Source organism: Caproicibacterium argilliputei, assembly GCF_029211325.2.
Lineage (GTDB): Bacteria > Bacillota > Clostridia > Oscillospirales > Acutalibacteraceae > Caproicibacterium > Caproicibacterium argilliputei.
Window position 1 is genome coordinate 737,620 of the sequence record NZ_CP135996.1, and the last position, 15,030, is coordinate 752,649.

Sequence of the window (15,030 nt, forward strand, 5' to 3'; positions counted from 1 at the left end):
GGAACCGGCAATGGCAGAACAAACGGCAATGACTTCCGTGGGCATTTTGGCGCACGTGGATGCGGGAAAAACCACGCTTTCTGAACAGATTCTTTACCAGACTGGCGCCCTGCGGCAGGCAGGACGGGTTGACCGGCAGAATGCATTTCTGGACGATACGGACATCGAGCGCCGGCGCGGCATTACCGTCTTTGCAGAGCAGGCGTCCTTTTCGATTGGAGAAAGGCGCTTTACGCTGTTGGACACGCCCGGCCATGCGGATTTTTCCGGCGAAGCCGAGCGGTGCCTCAGCGTACTGGACTGTGCGGTGCTGGTGCTCAGCAGCGTAGAGGGGATTCAGGCACATACGCGCACGCTTTGGCGGCTTTTGCGGGAACGGCGGATTCCTACCATGCTGTTTTTTAATAAAATCGACCGCCCCGGTGCCCGACCGCAGGAAGTGCGGCAGGCTTTTGCCAAACAGTTTGGCGTGCCGTGCGTGGACTTTTCAGACGGGCTGCAGCCGGACGGTGCCATGCTTGACGTGCAGGTGCAGGCTGTGGCGGAACTGGACGATATCCTGTTGGAAACATATTTGGAGAAGGGGTATCAGCCCGCGCTGTGGCTGGAACGGGTGCGGGCACTTTTTGCGCGCGGCGCAGTGGTTCCGACTTTTGCAGGGGCGGCGCTTTCCGGTGAAGGGGTGGCAGGCTTGCTAAACGGCTTGGCGCTGCTTTCCGCACCACCGCAGGGCACGGCAGACGCGCCGTTTCAGGCGAAAGCGTATAAAGTACGGCACGACAGCGGCGGCCGCGTGGTGTTTTTGCGGGTACAGAACGGCGAACTGCACCCCAAGGATTTGCTGCAGGTGCCCGGGGAAAATCCGGATGCGGAAAAATGCAACGAACTGCGCGTGTACCAGGGAAATCGGTTTGTGCTTGCACCCAAAGCCGGACCGGGAGCGTTCTGTGCGGTGACCGGTGTGCAGGGACTTTCTCCCGGCGATACCGCCGGTGTCGGTGCGGCACATGGCGAAGCGTACCGACTGCAGCCCATGCTTTCCGCACGGGTGCTGTTTGCGGAAAGCGTTTCTGCAGGACAGGTACTGACGTGTTTTCGGGAGCTGGAGGACGAGGAACCGCTGCTGCACGTCCGTTGGAACGAGCCGCTGCGGGAATTAGAAGTGCAGGTCATGGGTAAGGTACAGTTAGAGGTGCTGGCGCAGCTGGCACAGGAGCGGTACGGGCTGACGGTTCGCTTCGGCGCGTGCAGAATCCTGTACCGGGAAACCATCGCCGCGCCGGTGGTTGGGTGCGGCCACTTTGAACCGCTGCGGCACTACGCGGAGGTGCACCTGCAGCTGTGCCCCGGAAAACCGGGCAGCGGCATCACGTTTGAGAGCTGCTGCCCGCAGGATGTGCTGGCAGGGAACTGGCAAAATCTGATTGGCACCCATGTGTTGGAAAAAGAGCACCGCGGGGTGCTGACCGGTGCGCCGCTGACAGATGTGCGGGTTGTGCTGCTTTCGGGCAGGGCGCACCTGAAGCATACGGAGGGCGGCGATTTTCGTGAGGCAACCTACCGCGCGGTGCGGCAGGGATTGATGCAGGCACAGAGTGTTTTGCTGGAGCCATGGTATGCTTTTGCCGCGGAGGTTGACTTTGCACAGTCCGGCAGGGTACTGTCGGATGTGCAGCGGATGCACGGTACCTGCGAGCCGCTGCAGGAAAGCGGCGGACGTGCGCTGTTGCGCGGTGCGGCACCGGTATCGGAGATGATGGAGTATCCGGCACAGCTGACTGCCTTTACAAAAGGGCAGGGCAGCATGACACTGGCATTCGGCGGCTACCAACCGTGCCACAATACCCAGCAGGTGGTGCGGCAGGCGGCGTATGAGCCGGAGCGCGATGTGGAAAATACACCGGATTCCGTGTTCTGTTCGCACGGTGCGGGATATCCGGTGAAGTGGCAGGATGCGCCCGGTAAAATGCATTTGCCGGTTGAAACAGCTGCTGCTTCTGTTTAAAATTCCAAAGCAGGAAACGGGAGAATCAGGGAGAAAAGCAGAGGAAATCCGCTTGTTATCCTGTGCATTTTTAAAAAATCCCAGTAATTTGACGATTTTTTCAAAAAACATTGACAGAATGCAGAATACACACTATTATATCATTTGTTGCGTTTGCATCTGACGAATACTTGGCGCTGTTTTGCTGCCGCAGAAATTCCGGAGGGAACTGCTTGATTTCCGTCCGGTTTCGACTGCGAAAAATCCTTTGCGGGGCGCAGCAAAGACACAGCACCGGGGGTAGCGTTTAACCATGCCTGGCTCAACGTAACTAAATTACCGCAAAGGGGATGCATCTCTATTGGAACAAGAACCAATCATTTCGCTCCGGGACATTGCTGTTTCGTTTGACGGCGAGCCGGTCCTGCAGAATCTGAACCTCAAGATTCGTGACGGTGAGTTTGTCACACTGCTGGGGCCGTCCGGCTGCGGAAAAACAACCACGCTGCGCATTATCGGCGGGTTTGTCACGCCTGACCGGGGCGATGTCTTTTTCAGCGGAAAAAGAATCAACGATATGCCTGCGTACAAGCGTGAGGTTAACACCATCTTTCAGAAGTACGCGCTGTTTCCGCATTTGAATGTTTACGACAATGTGGCGTTTGGCATGCGGATTCACAAAAAGCCGGAAAAGGAAATCCGCACGGCAGTGAAGCAAATGCTGGAGCTGGTGAACCTGCGCGGGTACGAGCACCGCGGGGTGGAGCGCCTTTCCGGCGGGCAGCAGCAGCGCGTTGCCATTGCGCGCGCCTTGGTAAACGACCCCAAGGTGCTGCTGCTGGACGAACCCCTCGGCGCATTGGACATGAAACTGCGCAAGGATATGCAGGTGGAACTGAAAAAGATTCAGCAGCAGACCGGCATCACGTTCCTGTTTGTCACGCACGACCAGGAGGAGGCGCTTTCCATGAGCGACACCGTGGTGGTGATGGAGGGCGGCTTCATTCAGCAAATCGGTACGCCGCAGGACATTTACAACGAACCGCAGAATGCGTTTGTTGCGGACTTTATCGGGGAGTCCAATATTTTGGACGGCGTGATGCATGAGGATTATCTGGTGGAATTTGCGGGCTGTAAATTCCGCTGTGTGGACACCGGCTTTCGTAAAGACGAGCCGGTGGACGTCGTGATTCGTCCGGAGGACATCGATGTGGTCGCACCGGAGAAAAGCCCCCTGCACGGTGTGGTTACTAACGTAACGTTTAAAGGCGTGCACAATGAAATTATTGTGGATGTGGCAGGTTTTAAGTGGATGATCCAGTCCATTCACTATACCGGCGTGGGGGAGCATATCGGTTTGGAAATCGAGCCGGATGACATTCACATTATGCACAAATCCAGCTATTCTGGTTCCTTTGGAGATTACAGTACGTTCAGCGATGAGATGGAGGAGGACATTCAGATTTCTGAAGAAGTCGAAGAAGCGGAGGAAGCACGGCAGGAGGCAGACGAATGAAAGCAAAGAAAGCGCTGCTGCCGTACCTTGTCTGGATGGTTCTTTTTACCGTGGTGCCTATGTTGATGGTGCTTTACTTCGCCTTTACCGACAAAAGTGGACACTTTACCTGGGAAAATATGCAGCAGGTGGGGCAGTACAGCAATGTGTTTCTGCGCTCCATCTGGCAGGGGGCGCTGGCAACGGTGATCTGCCTGGTGCTCAGTTACCCGCTGGCGTACAGCATTGCGCACCGCAAGCTGAAAACGCAGAACGTGATGATTATGCTGGTCATGCTGCCCATGTGGATGAACTTTCTGCTGCGGACGTATGCTTGGATGACACTACTGGAGGATAATGGCATTCTCAACAATCTGTTTGTTTCGCTGGGCCTGCCGCGGCTGCATATGATTAACACAGCCGGCGCGGTTGTGCTGGGCATGGTCTATAATTATATTCCGTATATGATTCTTCCGCTGTACACGGTGCTTACAAAAATTGATAATTCCATTCTGGAGGCGGCACAGGACCTCGGTGCCAGCCGCGCGCAGGTGTTTTGCAAGGTTACGCTGCCCATGAGTATGCCGGGCATGATTTCCGGTGTGACGATGGTGTTTGTGCCGGCGGTCAGCACCTTTATCATTAGCAAAATGCTCGGCGGCGGCGGGAACCTGCTGATTGGCGACGTGGTGGAAATGCAGTTTCTCGGTTCCGCTTACAACCCGAACCTCGGTTCTGCAATTTCACTGGTGCTCATGGTGCTCATCATGATTTGCATGGGCATTATGAACCAGTTTGACGACGGCGAAGAGAAAGGGGCGGTGATGATTTGAAATTCGTTTCAAAGCTGTACACAACGCTGATTTATCTGTTCCTTTACGCGCCTATTTTTGTCCTGATTCTTTTCAGCTTTAATAATTCCAGCACTATGAGTCGCTCGGTTTTTTCCGGCTTTTCTCTGCGGTGGTACCGCCAGCTGTTTGAGGACCGGCTGATTCTGGTGGCGCTGCGCAATACGCTGCTCATTGCGGTGCTTGCGGCGGTGGTTTCCACGGTGCTTGGCACCATCGGCGCCATTGGTATCAACAGCCTCAAGGGCAAGTGGGCGCGCCGCACGGCGATGAATATCACGAATCTGCCCATGGTCAATCCGGAGATTGTCACCGGTGTTTCGATGATGCTGCTGTTTGTCATCGCCATGCGTATGCTGAACACCGACCTCGGTATGGGCAGCCTGATGATTGCACACATCACGTTCTGCCTGCCGTATGTAATCATGTCTGTGCGCCCGAAGCTGCTGCAGATGGATGCCCATCTATATGAAGCGGCGCAGGACTTGGGCTGCACACCGGTACAGGCGTTTTTCAAGGTGGTGCTGCCGCAGATTTTGCCCGGTATCATCACCGGCGCCATCATGGCGTTTACCCTTTCGATTGACGACTTTGTCATCAGCTATTTTACCAGCGGTACCACCCAGACGCTGCCGATTTATATTTACTCCATGACCAGGAAGCGCATTAGTCCGGAGATCAACGCGCTTTCCACGGTACTGTTTGCGGTGATTCTGGCGCTGCTGTTTATCGTGAATGTGCGGCAGTCCGGCTCGTCGGCAAAGACGGCGCGCCTGCAGGATGCGGCAGAGGAGGGAGAAGTTTGAAAAAAGGAATTGCACTGCTTTTGGCGGCGGTGACAGCCGGCACCGCGCTTTTGCCTGCATCAGCTTCTTCCGGCAGCTCTGCTAAGTCCAAGGATACAGGGGTGACCATCAATGTCTACAACTGGGGCGAGTATATCAGCAACGGAACGGACGGCACGCTGGATGTCAACGCCGAATTTACAAAGCGCACCGGCATCCGCGTCAATTATACCACGTACGACACCAACGAATCCCTCTACTCCAAGCTGGCGGGCGGCGGTGCGGAGTACGATGTCATTTTTCCTTCCGATTATATGGTCAGCAAGCTTTCCGAAGAGGGAATGCTGGAAAAGCTGGACTTTCAGAACATCCCGAATTTTCAGTACATTGACCGGAAATTCCGTAACCCGAAGTACGACCCGCAGAATGCGTATTCGGTTCCGTACACCTGGGGCGTGGTTGGGATTTTTTACAACAAGAAGTATGTCAAAAAAGAAGAAACAGAATCTTGGGACGTTCTCTGGAACAAAAAATATGCCGGTAAAATTCTGATGTTTGACAATCCGCGCGATGCGTTCGGCATTGCGCAGAAGCGCCTTGGCTACTCCTACAACACTACAGATGTCAACGAATGGGAGGCCGCCGCTACCCTGCTGAAAGAGCAAAAACCGTTGGTGCAGGCATATGTGATGGATCAGATTTTTGACAAGATGGATTCCGGCGAAGCATGGCTGGCACCCTACTATGCAGGCGACGCGGCAACGCTGGTCGGGGAAAACCCCAACATTGGCTTTACCATCCCGACAAAAGAGGGCACCAATTTCTTTGTGGATGCCGCCTGCATTCCCAAAGGCAGCAAGCATAAGTCTGCTGCGGAAGCGTACATCAACTTCCTTTGTGATCCACAGATTTCCGCCGCGAATTTGTCCTACATCGGGTATTCCACACCGGAGTCGGCAGCAAAAAAGCTGCTGCCGAAAGAAGTGACCGACAACCCGATTTACTACCCGCCGCAGTCCATTTTGGACAAGTCCGAGGTCTTTGTAAATCTGCCGGACAAAACCAACACCCTCATCGACAGTTTGTGGGCAGAGGTAAAGATGGGCGGCACCGGCGATACCCTGACGCTGGTTCTGGTGCTCTGCGGTTTTTTGGCGCTGTACCTTGCCATTGTGGTTTTTAAGTGGCGAAAGCGAAAAAAGGAAATGGAATAGAAAAAAGCTGAGGCGTGAAACCTCAGCTTTTTTATTGGGCAGAATCCGTTGGGACAAGGTGTGGCTTAATCGCTGCGGGACAGCCGGCGTGACCGCACGGCACGGTACAGCCGCCCAAGCAGCGGACCGCACGCCAGCAGCAGTGCACCCATCAGCGCAATGGCGGCGGCGGGCGTACCGGCGGCAGTGGAAACCGCGCCGCTGAGGGGGCTTGCGGCAATCATCAGCAGACTGTACAGCATACTGCTTACCGACAGCAGCGTTGCGCGCTGGTCGCTGGGAAGCGTGTCGTTCAGCGCAGCGCCGGAAGCGGTGTCGAGCATACCGTCAAAAACAGCGGCAAGCGCGGCACCGACAATCGAAAGCGGGGCAAACCCTGCCGCGGCGAGCAGCGTGCCCGCACCTGCAAAGACAATGCAGAGCATCGCCAGCGCAAAGAATGTTCGCTTTTTTGCGGCGCGTGGCGCGAGCCAAACGCCGACTGAGCCGAGCAGGTCAATCAGCAGCAAGGGAATACCGATGGCACCTGCCGGCAGACCAATCGTGGGCAGATAGTCCTGCAGCAGCATGAGCGTCATGTAGTTTGCCGTGGAAACACCTGCGGTACTGAGCATGATGCAGGCGGCGCGGGGATTTTTCCGCAGAAAGCAGAAGCTCTGTTGAAAATGCACCGCAAGCCGGTGCGGCAGTTCTCGGAGCGCCCGTGCAGCGCGTGCCTTTTGCGCGTCTGTCACAAGCGGTTCATGCAGAGCGGCTGCCAGCAGGCTGGACGCCAACCCCAGCACAGCAGTCAGCACATAGCAGACCTGCCAACCGGCGGCAACCGCCCAAAAACTGCTTAGACCGGAAACCGCAAACGAAACGCGGCAAAGGACACTCTGCCGCGAACTGACAGCAAGATAGCGCTCCTGCTGTCCGGCTGCAAGCAGGCTGTCGTAAAGCAACGCTTGGTCGGTGCCGGACGTTAGGTTGTAGCTGAGCGCATTAAAAATCATGGAGAGCAGAACACCGAAAAAATTGTCAATGGCCAGCATACACACACAGCTGACCGTAACCAAAATTCCGCTGCAGAACAGCGTGCGCCTGCGCCCAAGCAGGTCTGCTGCCATGCCGCTTGGCACTTCACAGCAGAAGCTGACCAGATGAAAGACTGCCTCCGCTACGCCGACCTGCGCAAGGTTAAATCCACGGTGGATGAGCAGAAAAACCCAGATGGCATCGGTAATGCGGAAGGATGTGAGAAACTCGAAAAAATATAGTTTTAAGATTTGACTGCGAATCTGCATAGAGAGCCGCTCCTTTTTATGTAAAATTTCATAAAAAGGGAAAGCCGCACCCACACAAAAAAGGCCACGGCAAAACGCCGCGGCCCGTGTTTTCACGTAAAACCGTTTTGTTTACCGCAAAAAGGGCGCACTTCCCCTATTTGCAGCAAAATTCGGCCCAAATTGCAGGATAATAACCATACGGATTCCGTACATCCATGCGCCCTCCTTTCAGTAAATGCAATTAGAATGCTTTTAGTATAACAGAAAAGAGGGCAAAATACAACTATGAAAAATCGTGCTTTTCCTTTTTTTCTTTTTGCAGGCCGTTTGGTTTCTTGTTTTCCGGCTTTGGAATGCTGTAAAGGTCGGTAAAAGACTCTGCTTCTGATTCCGACAGCGGCGGGTACATGATCAGCCCAGTGCATTCCTGCGCGGAAACCACATTGTCTGCTTCGTTCAAGTAATCGTCTGTGTAGCCCAGCAGGTCTTTGTCCTGCGGCTCTGGTTTGGCATTCGGCTTTGCTTTTTCTGTGTTCCGTTTCATAGGTTCATCTCCTTTTACCATTAGTTTGTCCCCAGCGTGTAAAAGTAGGCGAGAAAAATATTGCCTGCCCAACGTGCTTTTCCTGCATATTCTGTGGTGGAGGTGAGAAATGTGTTTCCTTATATTGGAAAATATAAAGCGTTTACCGATTTAATTGACCACGGCACGCCCCTGGCGCGGGCGCAGATTCGCGGAGTGGGGCAGTACCGCGCGGTGCATGGCGTGCTGCGGCTGTACGAAGCCCCCGGCGGTACGGTGGTGACAGCGGAGGTCTTTGGCCTGCCGGTTGAAAAAAAGCCCTGTGCTGTGAATATTTTTGCACTGCATATTCACAGCGGCAGCAGCTACACCGGTACAGCGGATGACCCACTGAAAGATACGGACGGCCACTTTAATCCGGGTGGCTGCCCGCACCCGGCGCACGCGGGCGACCTGCCGCCGCTGTTCGCTGCGCGCGACGGTTTTGCCTGTATGGCGGTTTACACCGACCGGTTCAAACCGAAGGAGGTTCTGCGGCGGACGGCGGTCATTCATCTGAAACCAGATGACTTCCATTCACAGCCTGCAGGAGACGCCGGTGAAAAGATTGCCTGCGGCGAAATCTATCTGGCACGCAAGTCTTGACAAAAAAACAGACCTGTGCCATACTAAAGGGGCAGATGCAGGTCGCATCTGCAAAAACACGGCGCAAGCCGTCATAAACACTTTGCAGGGGTGCTCTTCGGAGCTGAGAGAGCAAACGTTTGCTTAACCCTTTGAACCTGTCAGTTAACGCTGTCGTAGGAAGCAAATCGTACTTGCATTTTTGAAGCACAATTGCTGTATACGGGCGATTGGGCTTCTTTTTTATGCTTCTGCAAAGAAACTTGCAAAGGAAGGTCGGGCAAATGCAGGCGTATTACCGAATGCTGGATGCAAATGTAAATCGGGCGTGCGAGGGACTGCGCGTCTGTGAGGACTTCGCAAGGTTCTGCTGCGATGACCGGGAGCTGTCGGCGGCTTGCCGCCGGCTGCGGCACCGTGTACGGGAACTGGCAGAAGCGGCGGCACCGCAGTGCCTGCAGGCGCGCAGCGCCGCTGCAGACGTGGGGTGTGTGACCAGCGCCAAAAGCACTGTGGACAGGCGCACTGGGGTGCGGTCATTGCTGGAGGCAAATTGCAAACGAGCGCAGGAGGCCCTGCGCACCGCAGAGGAAGTGTACAAGCTGCTGCAGCAGGACGCACAGGCAAAGGAAACGGAGCAGTGCCGCTTCACGGTGTATACGCTGGAAAAGGAATTGCTGCAGAAGGCAGAAAGCTTGCTGCGGCGGGCAGAAACAACGGACGGAAAGGATTAGAAACATGGAATATGCAACGCAGATGGAAGCAGCCAAAAAGGGGATTTTGACGCAGCAGATGCAGTCTGTTGCGGCACAGGAGCAGATTGCGCCGGAAACGCTGCTGCAGCGTGTGGCGGCGGGCACCGTGGTGATTCCGGCAAACCATCATCACAAAAGCCTGCGCCCCCACGGCATTGGGCAGGGGCTTTCCACCAAAATCAACGTAAACCTTGGCATCTCCGGGGACTGTCGGGACTATACCTGCGAGCTGGCAAAAGCAAAGCTGGCACTTCAGTTTGACGCCGAAGCAATCATGGACTTGTCAAACTACGGAAAGACCAACACCTTCCGCAAGCAGCTGCTGGAACTTTCGACAGCCATGGTTGGCACCGTGCCGATGTATGATGCGGTCGGCTATCTGGAAAAAGACCTGCGCGACATCAAGGCGAAAGATTTTTTGGAGGTGGTGCGTGCCCACGCAGAGGAGGGAGTGGATTTTGTCACGATTCATGCCGGCATCAACCGCAAAAGCATTGACAGCTTTGAGCGCAGCGGCCGCCGGATGAACATTGTTTCACGGGGCGGTTCACTGATTTACGCATGGATGAAAATGACCGGAAATGAGAATCCGTTTTTCGAGTATTTCGATGACCTGATGGACATTCTCTATGCGCATGATGTGACCATCTCCCTTGGGGACGCCATGCGCCCCGGATGCATTGACGACGCAACAGATGCGGCGCAGGTCAGCGAACTGGTGGAGCTGGGGCTGCTGACGGAGCGTGCGTGGAGCCATCATGTGCAGGTGATGATTGAAGGGCCGGGACACATGATGCTGCAGGAAATCGCGCCAAATATGCAGATGGAAAAGCGGCTGTGCCACAATGCGCCGTTTTATGTTCTGGGGCCGCTGGTTACAGACATTGCGCCCGGCTATGACCACATTACTTCCGCCATCGGCGGCGCGGTGGCTGCCGCTGCCGGCGCGGACTTTCTGTGCTATGTGACACCGGCGGAGCATCTGCGCCTGCCGAGTCTGCCTGACGTGAAGGAGGGTATCCTTGCGGCAAAAATTGCCGCACATGCCGGTGATCTTGTAAAAAATGTGCCGGGTGCGCGCGCGTGGGACAACCGGATGGGAGATGCCCGCCGCGCACTGGATTGGGGCGCCATGTTCAAGGAAGCACTTGACCGCGAAAAGGCAGAGGCGTATTTTCAGAGTGCGCATCCGGCGGAAAAAAACACCTGCACCATGTGTGGAAAAATGTGTGCTGTGCGGAATATGAACCGAATCCTGCAGGGAGAGAGTGTGAGCCTGCAATAACAAGAAAGGCTGGGGCGCAGTGCCTCGGTTTTTTGATGTGGTGAAGACAAGAAAACTGCACGATATTTTTTCTTCCATATATATGAAAAATATAGAATATTTTGTTGACAAGTTCCGCTCCTACGGCTATTATGGTAATAGCTTTGGTTTTTTGATTTCGTAAGCAAGGAGGTGACGCCTTTGAATGCAAATGCAGCCATCGGCGCCAAAGTCAAGGAACTTCGTACACAAAAGAAACATACCCTGAAACAGCTCAGTGAGGCCAGCGGCCTTTCCATTGGCTTTCTGTCACAGTTTGAGCGGGGCATTTCCTCAATCGCGCTGGATTCATTGGAAAAAGTGGCTCAGGTACTGGAAGTGCCGCTTTCAGTTTTGTTTGAGGAAAGTGGCGGCTTGCTGAGTAAAGACCCTGTGGTGCACGGTGTGGATCTGCAGCCCAGTAAAGTCAGCAATCAGATTTACCAGTATCTGCTAAAACGTCCGGAGGAAGAGTTTACCATGCTGCCGCGCTTGTTTGTGCTGATGCCTTTTGAAAATCAAGAGGAGCTGCCGGAGATGTACACGCACGACGGCGAAGAATTTGTCTATGTCTTGGAGGGAGTCGTTACCTTCTTTTTGGAGGCAGAGTCCTATGTGCTGTATCCGGGTGACAGTATTCACATTCACTCCCGTCAGCGCCACAACTGGATGAATCGTACAACGCGGATTGCGCGCCTTTTAACCGTGAACACACCGAATCCGCTGCCGCCTGCCGGCAGTGAAGACACTGCGGAAGACGCTTGATTTTTGAGCTAACCGGCCCTTGTGCGTCCGTGCAGGCACAGGGCCTTTTTTATGCAATCAAACAAAAGCACTTTTATTATGAAAGTTTTGCTGCATGATCCTTCATTGCTTATTTTAAAAACAGATACTCGCAAACGAAATAACGCTTTGTTTCCCCTGTGTGCGCAGGTGGTTTACGTGTCAGAAAAAATGTGGTATAATCACAAAATCAGAGTATGTTGTGCTGTATTATGCACAACATCGATACGGAACTATACAATTTTTAAAGTCGGGGAAGTGCGGCGGTTGGATGATTTAAATCGAAATGTAGCGGCAAATCTGCGCCGCCTGCGCAGAAGTAAGCAGATGAGTTTGGACGGCGCAGCACGCGAAACCGGTCTGAGCAAAAGTATGCTGGGGCAGATTGAACGCGGTGAGGCAAATCCGACGCTGAGTACCCTTGAAAAAATCATGAGCGGTCTGCGCGTTTCCTTTATGGATTTGGTCAGTCCGCTCAAGGAGTCGGCATACTTGGTTCGCCGCGACAGTCTGGTGCCGGTAAAAGAGGAACCGAACGCTTACAGCAGCGTAGCTTATTTTCCCTATGAGCAGGACAGGAGTTTTGCACTTTATGAGATAACTGTGGAGCCGGGAAAAGTTTATCACTGCTCTGCACACGGGGCGCGCACGGCGGCGTTTTTGGTGGTGGTATCGGGCAGACTGTTGTTAGAAACAGAAGGAAAAAATTATCGGCTTTGTGCGGGGGATGCCATTCGCTTTTGCACCGACTGTGCACACAGGTATTTTTGTGAAGGTGCCGAAAGGCTCCGGCTGTTTCTGGTGCTTTATTGGACTTGAACGCTGTGCAGAGCGTTCACAATCCGCCGGGAGGCAATTCTTAAAAAAGAATTGACAATATACTGCACGGCGTATATAATGAATGTCATCGAGAGTCATTTTGAAATCACGCAGAAGTTAAGGAACGAAGGTGTTCCGGCAGGTCAGCTGTCGGGCACCTTCGCTTTTTCTTTTGCAGGATTCCTATTTTATTCCTGCGAAAAAGGAGCGACAGAATATGCAGTTTGAGTATCATCTTCCGGTTCATTTGATTTTCGGGCGCGGTGTTTCTGCGCAGATTGGCGCACAGACGGCGAAGTACGGGAAAAAAGCATTGGTCGTTACCGGCCGGCACAGTACGAAAAAATCCGGTCTGTTGGGACGTTCCGTTGAGCTGCTGCAGGCGGCGGGCGTGCTGCCGGTGCTGTTTGACCAGGTGGAGCAGAATCCGCTGACCACAACGGTGGAAGCGGGCGTGGCACTTGTCAAAAGCGAATCCTGCGATGTGGTGGTTGCACTCGGCGGCGGCAGCATCATGGACGCCGCCAAAGGGATTGCGTTTATGGCGTGCAATGAGGGCGATGTCAGTGATTACATTTTCGGGCGGAAGGTTTCCCACCGGGCGCTGCCGCTGGTGCTTGTGCCGACTACCTGCGGAACGGGCAGTGAGGGCAACGGTTTTGCGGTGCTCTCTAATCCGGAAACCAAGGACAAAAAGTCCCTGCGCGGAACGATGATTGTCGCCAAAGCATCGCTCATTGACCCTGAACTGATGACAACTATGCCGAAGTCGGTGCTGGCCTCCGTCGGTTTTGACGCCTTGTGTCACAACATGGAGGCGTACCTTTCCCGCAGTGCCCAGCCAATGACTGACATCATGGCACTGGATGGAATCGAACGCATCGGAAAGAGCCTGCCCGTGGTTTATCGCGACCCGCAAAACCAAAGTGCGTGGGAGTCGCTGACGTGGGGCAGCACCCTGGGCGGCATGGTGATTCACACGGCGGGTGTGGCTGGGCCGCACGGTATGGAGCATCCGGCAAGCGGGCTGAAAAACATCGTGCACGGGCGCGGACTGGCGGCGTTGACGCCAGTGGTTTACCGACGCTCCATTGCGGGAGCACCGCAGAAATTTTCGGAAATTTCCCGCAGACTGGGCGGCAGGGATGAAACCGACTGCGTGGCTCGCATAGAAGCACTGTTGGATGAAATTGACCTGCATCTGACGCTGGGCGAGCAGGGCATCACCAAAGAAGACGTGCCGTGGATGACGGAGAACTGTATCAAAGTTTCCGCAGGCAGTATGCAGAACCACCCGGTGCAGTTTACGGCATCTGAACTCTCTGAACTTTATCTGGAAGCCATCGGATAAGCGGGATTACGCTATTTAGAAGCTTTACATAGTGCATTGTGTTTTATGGTAACTATGATACTTTGATTAACTCTGACAGCGTTTAAAAATCTGACAGAACACACCCCATGTGAAAATAAAGTCTAAAAAACTGCCGTGGGAGACTGAACTGCACCCTTTTAGTTAGACAGTATGATATACTGAAATAACTAAAGGGGTGTTTTTATATGCCAAAAGGAATACCAAACAAACGCTATACGCCGGAATTCAAGGTTATGGTAGTGGAAACGATGCGTAAGGAGAAGTTAAGCTACTGTGAAGCCGCTCGACAATTTGAAGTAAGTGATTCTAAGCGAATTGCCTCATGGGAGCGTATCTATCTCACAGAAGGTCCTGAAGGTCTGGCTGTAGAACGACGGGGACGTGCCAGTGCCGCCAGCGGCACGCGAAAAGGCCGTCCGGCAAAGTTGCCGCTGAAGGTGGAAGAAGACCTGATTGCCGAGAATCAACGTCTGCGTGCGGAGGTGGCATACTTAAAAAACTTGCAAGCCTTGGTTTTGGAAGACGAGCGAAAAGCGCGCAAGAAACGCTGGTAATTCGAGGACTGAGGCAAAGTTATTCACTGGACATTCTGCTGGAAGTCGCCCAGCTTGCGCGTTCGACCTATTACTACCATGAAAAACGGCTGGCAAAGGCAGATAAATATGGCAGTGCCAAAGAAGCCATTGCTGCAATCTATCACGAAAACAAAGGTCGCTATGGCTACCGGCGTATTACAGAGGAACTGGGGCACCGCGGCTTTCCGCTGAACCACAAGACCGATGTGACGGAATTCAGTCTGTTCGGTCAGAAGCTTTGTCTTTCGCCAATTCTTGATTTGTGCAGCAGAGATATTGTCAGCTATACCATCTCCGACAGACCTGTGCTCTCCATGGTGACCCAGATGTTGGACAAGGCTTTCGTAAGAATTCCGGACAAAACCAATCTTATTTTACATTCTGACCAGGGCTGGCAGTACCAGCACAAACAATACCAACGAATGCTCAAAGAAAAAGGGATTCGACAGAGCATGAGCCGCAAAGGCAATTGTTTGGATAACGCTGTGATAGAAAATTTCTTTGGCTTACTAAAAACAGAATTGCTGTATTTACAGGAATTCGAGTCCATGGAGCATTTCAAGACCGAACTCATTGACTATCTCGATTACTACAACAACCGCCGTTCTAAGGCAAAGCGAAAGGGCTTGCCGCCTGCGATTCACAGACTACAAGCCCTTTCGGTTGCTTAATAAAATTA

Annotated in this window: 15 protein-coding genes, 1 pseudogene and 1 riboswitch; of the genes and pseudogenes, 14 read left to right on the forward strand and 2 right to left on the reverse strand. The window is 53.7% G+C overall.

The window, feature by feature from the left end; translation table 11 throughout:
• Nucleotides 1-10 precede the first annotated feature (10 nt).
• The 5 genes from PXC00_RS03465 (at nt 11) to PXC00_RS03485 (ending at nt 6,329) form a co-directional block, all read left to right on the forward strand.
• A complete protein-coding gene (locus PXC00_RS03465; RefSeq protein ID WP_275846702.1) occupies nt 11-2,005 on the forward strand; it encodes an elongation factor G in 1,995 nt (664 codons plus the stop codon).
• 340 nt (nt 2,006-2,345) lie between these two features.
• The gene (potA, locus tag PXC00_RS03470) at nt 2,346-3,500 is read left to right on the forward strand and encodes a spermidine/putrescine ABC transporter ATP-binding protein (RefSeq protein WP_275846701.1); all 1,155 of its coding nucleotides are present in this window, start codon (nt 2,346-2,348) and stop codon (nt 3,498-3,500) included.
• A complete protein-coding gene (locus tag PXC00_RS03475; protein WP_275846699.1) occupies nt 3,497-4,312 on the forward strand; it encodes an ABC transporter permease in 816 nt (271 codons plus the stop codon). Before potA ends, PXC00_RS03475 begins: the two co-directional genes overlap by 4 nt.
• Nucleotides 4,309-5,136: an ABC transporter permease gene (locus tag PXC00_RS03480; protein ID WP_275846696.1), complete on the forward strand. Its 828-nt coding sequence runs from the start codon at nt 4,309-4,311 to the stop codon at nt 5,134-5,136. Before PXC00_RS03475 ends, PXC00_RS03480 begins: the two co-directional genes overlap by 4 nt.
• Nucleotides 5,133-6,329, forward strand: a complete 1,197-nt coding sequence (locus tag PXC00_RS03485; RefSeq protein ID WP_275846694.1) for an ABC transporter substrate-binding protein — start codon at nt 5,133-5,135, stop codon at nt 6,327-6,329. Before PXC00_RS03480 ends, PXC00_RS03485 begins: the two co-directional genes overlap by 4 nt.
• Nucleotides 6,330-6,394: 65 nt before the next feature.
• Here PXC00_RS03485 and PXC00_RS03490 read toward each other — a convergent pair whose 3' ends face one another.
• Nucleotides 6,395-7,615, reverse strand: a complete 1,221-nt coding sequence (locus tag PXC00_RS03490; RefSeq protein WP_275846693.1) for an MFS transporter — start codon at nt 7,613-7,615, stop codon at nt 6,395-6,397.
• A gap of 265 nt (nt 7,616-7,880) precedes the next feature.
• Complete coding sequence (locus PXC00_RS03495) at nt 7,881-8,141, reverse strand: hypothetical protein (RefSeq protein ID WP_275846691.1); 261 nt, start codon at nt 8,139-8,141, stop codon at nt 7,881-7,883.
• A gap of 111 nt (nt 8,142-8,252) precedes the next feature.
• Here PXC00_RS03495 and PXC00_RS03500 point away from each other — a divergent pair, with 111 nt between their 5' ends.
• The 9 genes and pseudogenes from PXC00_RS03500 (at nt 8,253) to PXC00_RS03535 (ending at nt 15,022) form a co-directional block, all read left to right on the forward strand.
• Nucleotides 8,253-8,765: a superoxide dismutase family protein gene (locus PXC00_RS03500; protein WP_275846689.1), complete on the forward strand. Its 513-nt coding sequence runs from the start codon at nt 8,253-8,255 to the stop codon at nt 8,763-8,765.
• Between the two features lie 76 nt (nt 8,766-8,841).
• A riboswitch (TPP riboswitch) is annotated at nt 8,842-8,944 on the forward strand.
• A gap of 84 nt (nt 8,945-9,028) precedes the next feature.
• Nucleotides 9,029-9,478, forward strand: a complete 450-nt coding sequence (locus tag PXC00_RS03505) for a hypothetical protein (protein WP_275846687.1) — start codon at nt 9,029-9,031, stop codon at nt 9,476-9,478.
• A gap of 4 nt (nt 9,479-9,482) precedes the next feature.
• Nucleotides 9,483-10,784: a phosphomethylpyrimidine synthase ThiC gene (gene thiC, locus PXC00_RS03510; RefSeq protein ID WP_275846685.1), complete on the forward strand. Its 1,302-nt coding sequence runs from the start codon at nt 9,483-9,485 to the stop codon at nt 10,782-10,784.
• 180 nt (nt 10,785-10,964) lie between these two features.
• Nucleotides 10,965-11,567: a helix-turn-helix domain-containing protein gene (locus tag PXC00_RS03515; RefSeq protein ID WP_275846684.1), complete on the forward strand. Its 603-nt coding sequence runs from the start codon at nt 10,965-10,967 to the stop codon at nt 11,565-11,567.
• 285 nt (nt 11,568-11,852) lie between these two features.
• Nucleotides 11,853-12,404, forward strand: a complete 552-nt coding sequence (locus PXC00_RS03520) for a helix-turn-helix domain-containing protein (RefSeq protein WP_275846682.1) — start codon at nt 11,853-11,855, stop codon at nt 12,402-12,404.
• Between the two features lie 217 nt (nt 12,405-12,621).
• Nucleotides 12,622-13,755: an iron-containing alcohol dehydrogenase gene (locus PXC00_RS03525; protein WP_275846678.1), complete on the forward strand. Its 1,134-nt coding sequence runs from the start codon at nt 12,622-12,624 to the stop codon at nt 13,753-13,755.
• 206 nt (nt 13,756-13,961) lie between these two features.
• On the forward strand, nt 13,962-14,330 hold the full coding sequence (locus tag PXC00_RS03530) for a helix-turn-helix domain-containing protein (RefSeq protein WP_316935085.1): 369 nt from the start codon (nt 13,962-13,964) through the stop codon (nt 14,328-14,330).
• A 128-nt stretch (nt 14,331-14,458) separates the two neighbouring features.
• A pseudogene (locus PXC00_RS14115) lies at nt 14,459-14,542 on the forward strand (IS3 family transposase); the annotation flags it as partial.
• 15 nt (nt 14,543-14,557) lie between these two features.
• A complete protein-coding gene (locus PXC00_RS03535) occupies nt 14,558-15,022 on the forward strand; it encodes an IS3 family transposase (protein ID WP_316935086.1) in 465 nt (154 codons plus the stop codon).
• The last annotated feature ends 8 nt before the right edge of the window (nt 15,023-15,030 follow it).

Excerpts from the sequence above, each read along its gene's own strand:
- PXC00_RS03475 (WP_275846699.1), top strand. The coding sequence starts at position 3,497 with ATGAAAGCAAAGAAAGCGCTGCTGCCGTACCTTGTCTGGATGGTTCTT.
- PXC00_RS03465 (WP_275846702.1), top strand. The coding sequence starts at position 11 with ATGGCAGAACAAACGGCAATGACTTCCGTGGGCATTTTGGCGCACGTG.
- PXC00_RS03505 (WP_275846687.1), top strand. The coding sequence starts at position 9,029 with ATGCAGGCGTATTACCGAATGCTGGATGCAAATGTAAATCGGGCGTGC.
- PXC00_RS03490 (WP_275846693.1), bottom strand. The coding sequence starts at position 7,615 with ATGCAGATTCGCAGTCAAATCTTAAAACTATATTTTTTCGAGTTTCTC.
- thiC (WP_275846685.1), top strand. The coding sequence starts at position 9,483 with ATGGAATATGCAACGCAGATGGAAGCAGCCAAAAAGGGGATTTTGACG.
- PXC00_RS03525 (WP_275846678.1), top strand. The coding sequence starts at position 12,622 with ATGCAGTTTGAGTATCATCTTCCGGTTCATTTGATTTTCGGGCGCGGT.
- PXC00_RS03530 (WP_316935085.1), top strand. The coding sequence starts at position 13,962 with ATGCCAAAAGGAATACCAAACAAACGCTATACGCCGGAATTCAAGGTT.
- PXC00_RS03495 (WP_275846691.1), bottom strand. The coding sequence starts at position 8,141 with ATGAAACGGAACACAGAAAAAGCAAAGCCGAATGCCAAACCAGAGCCG.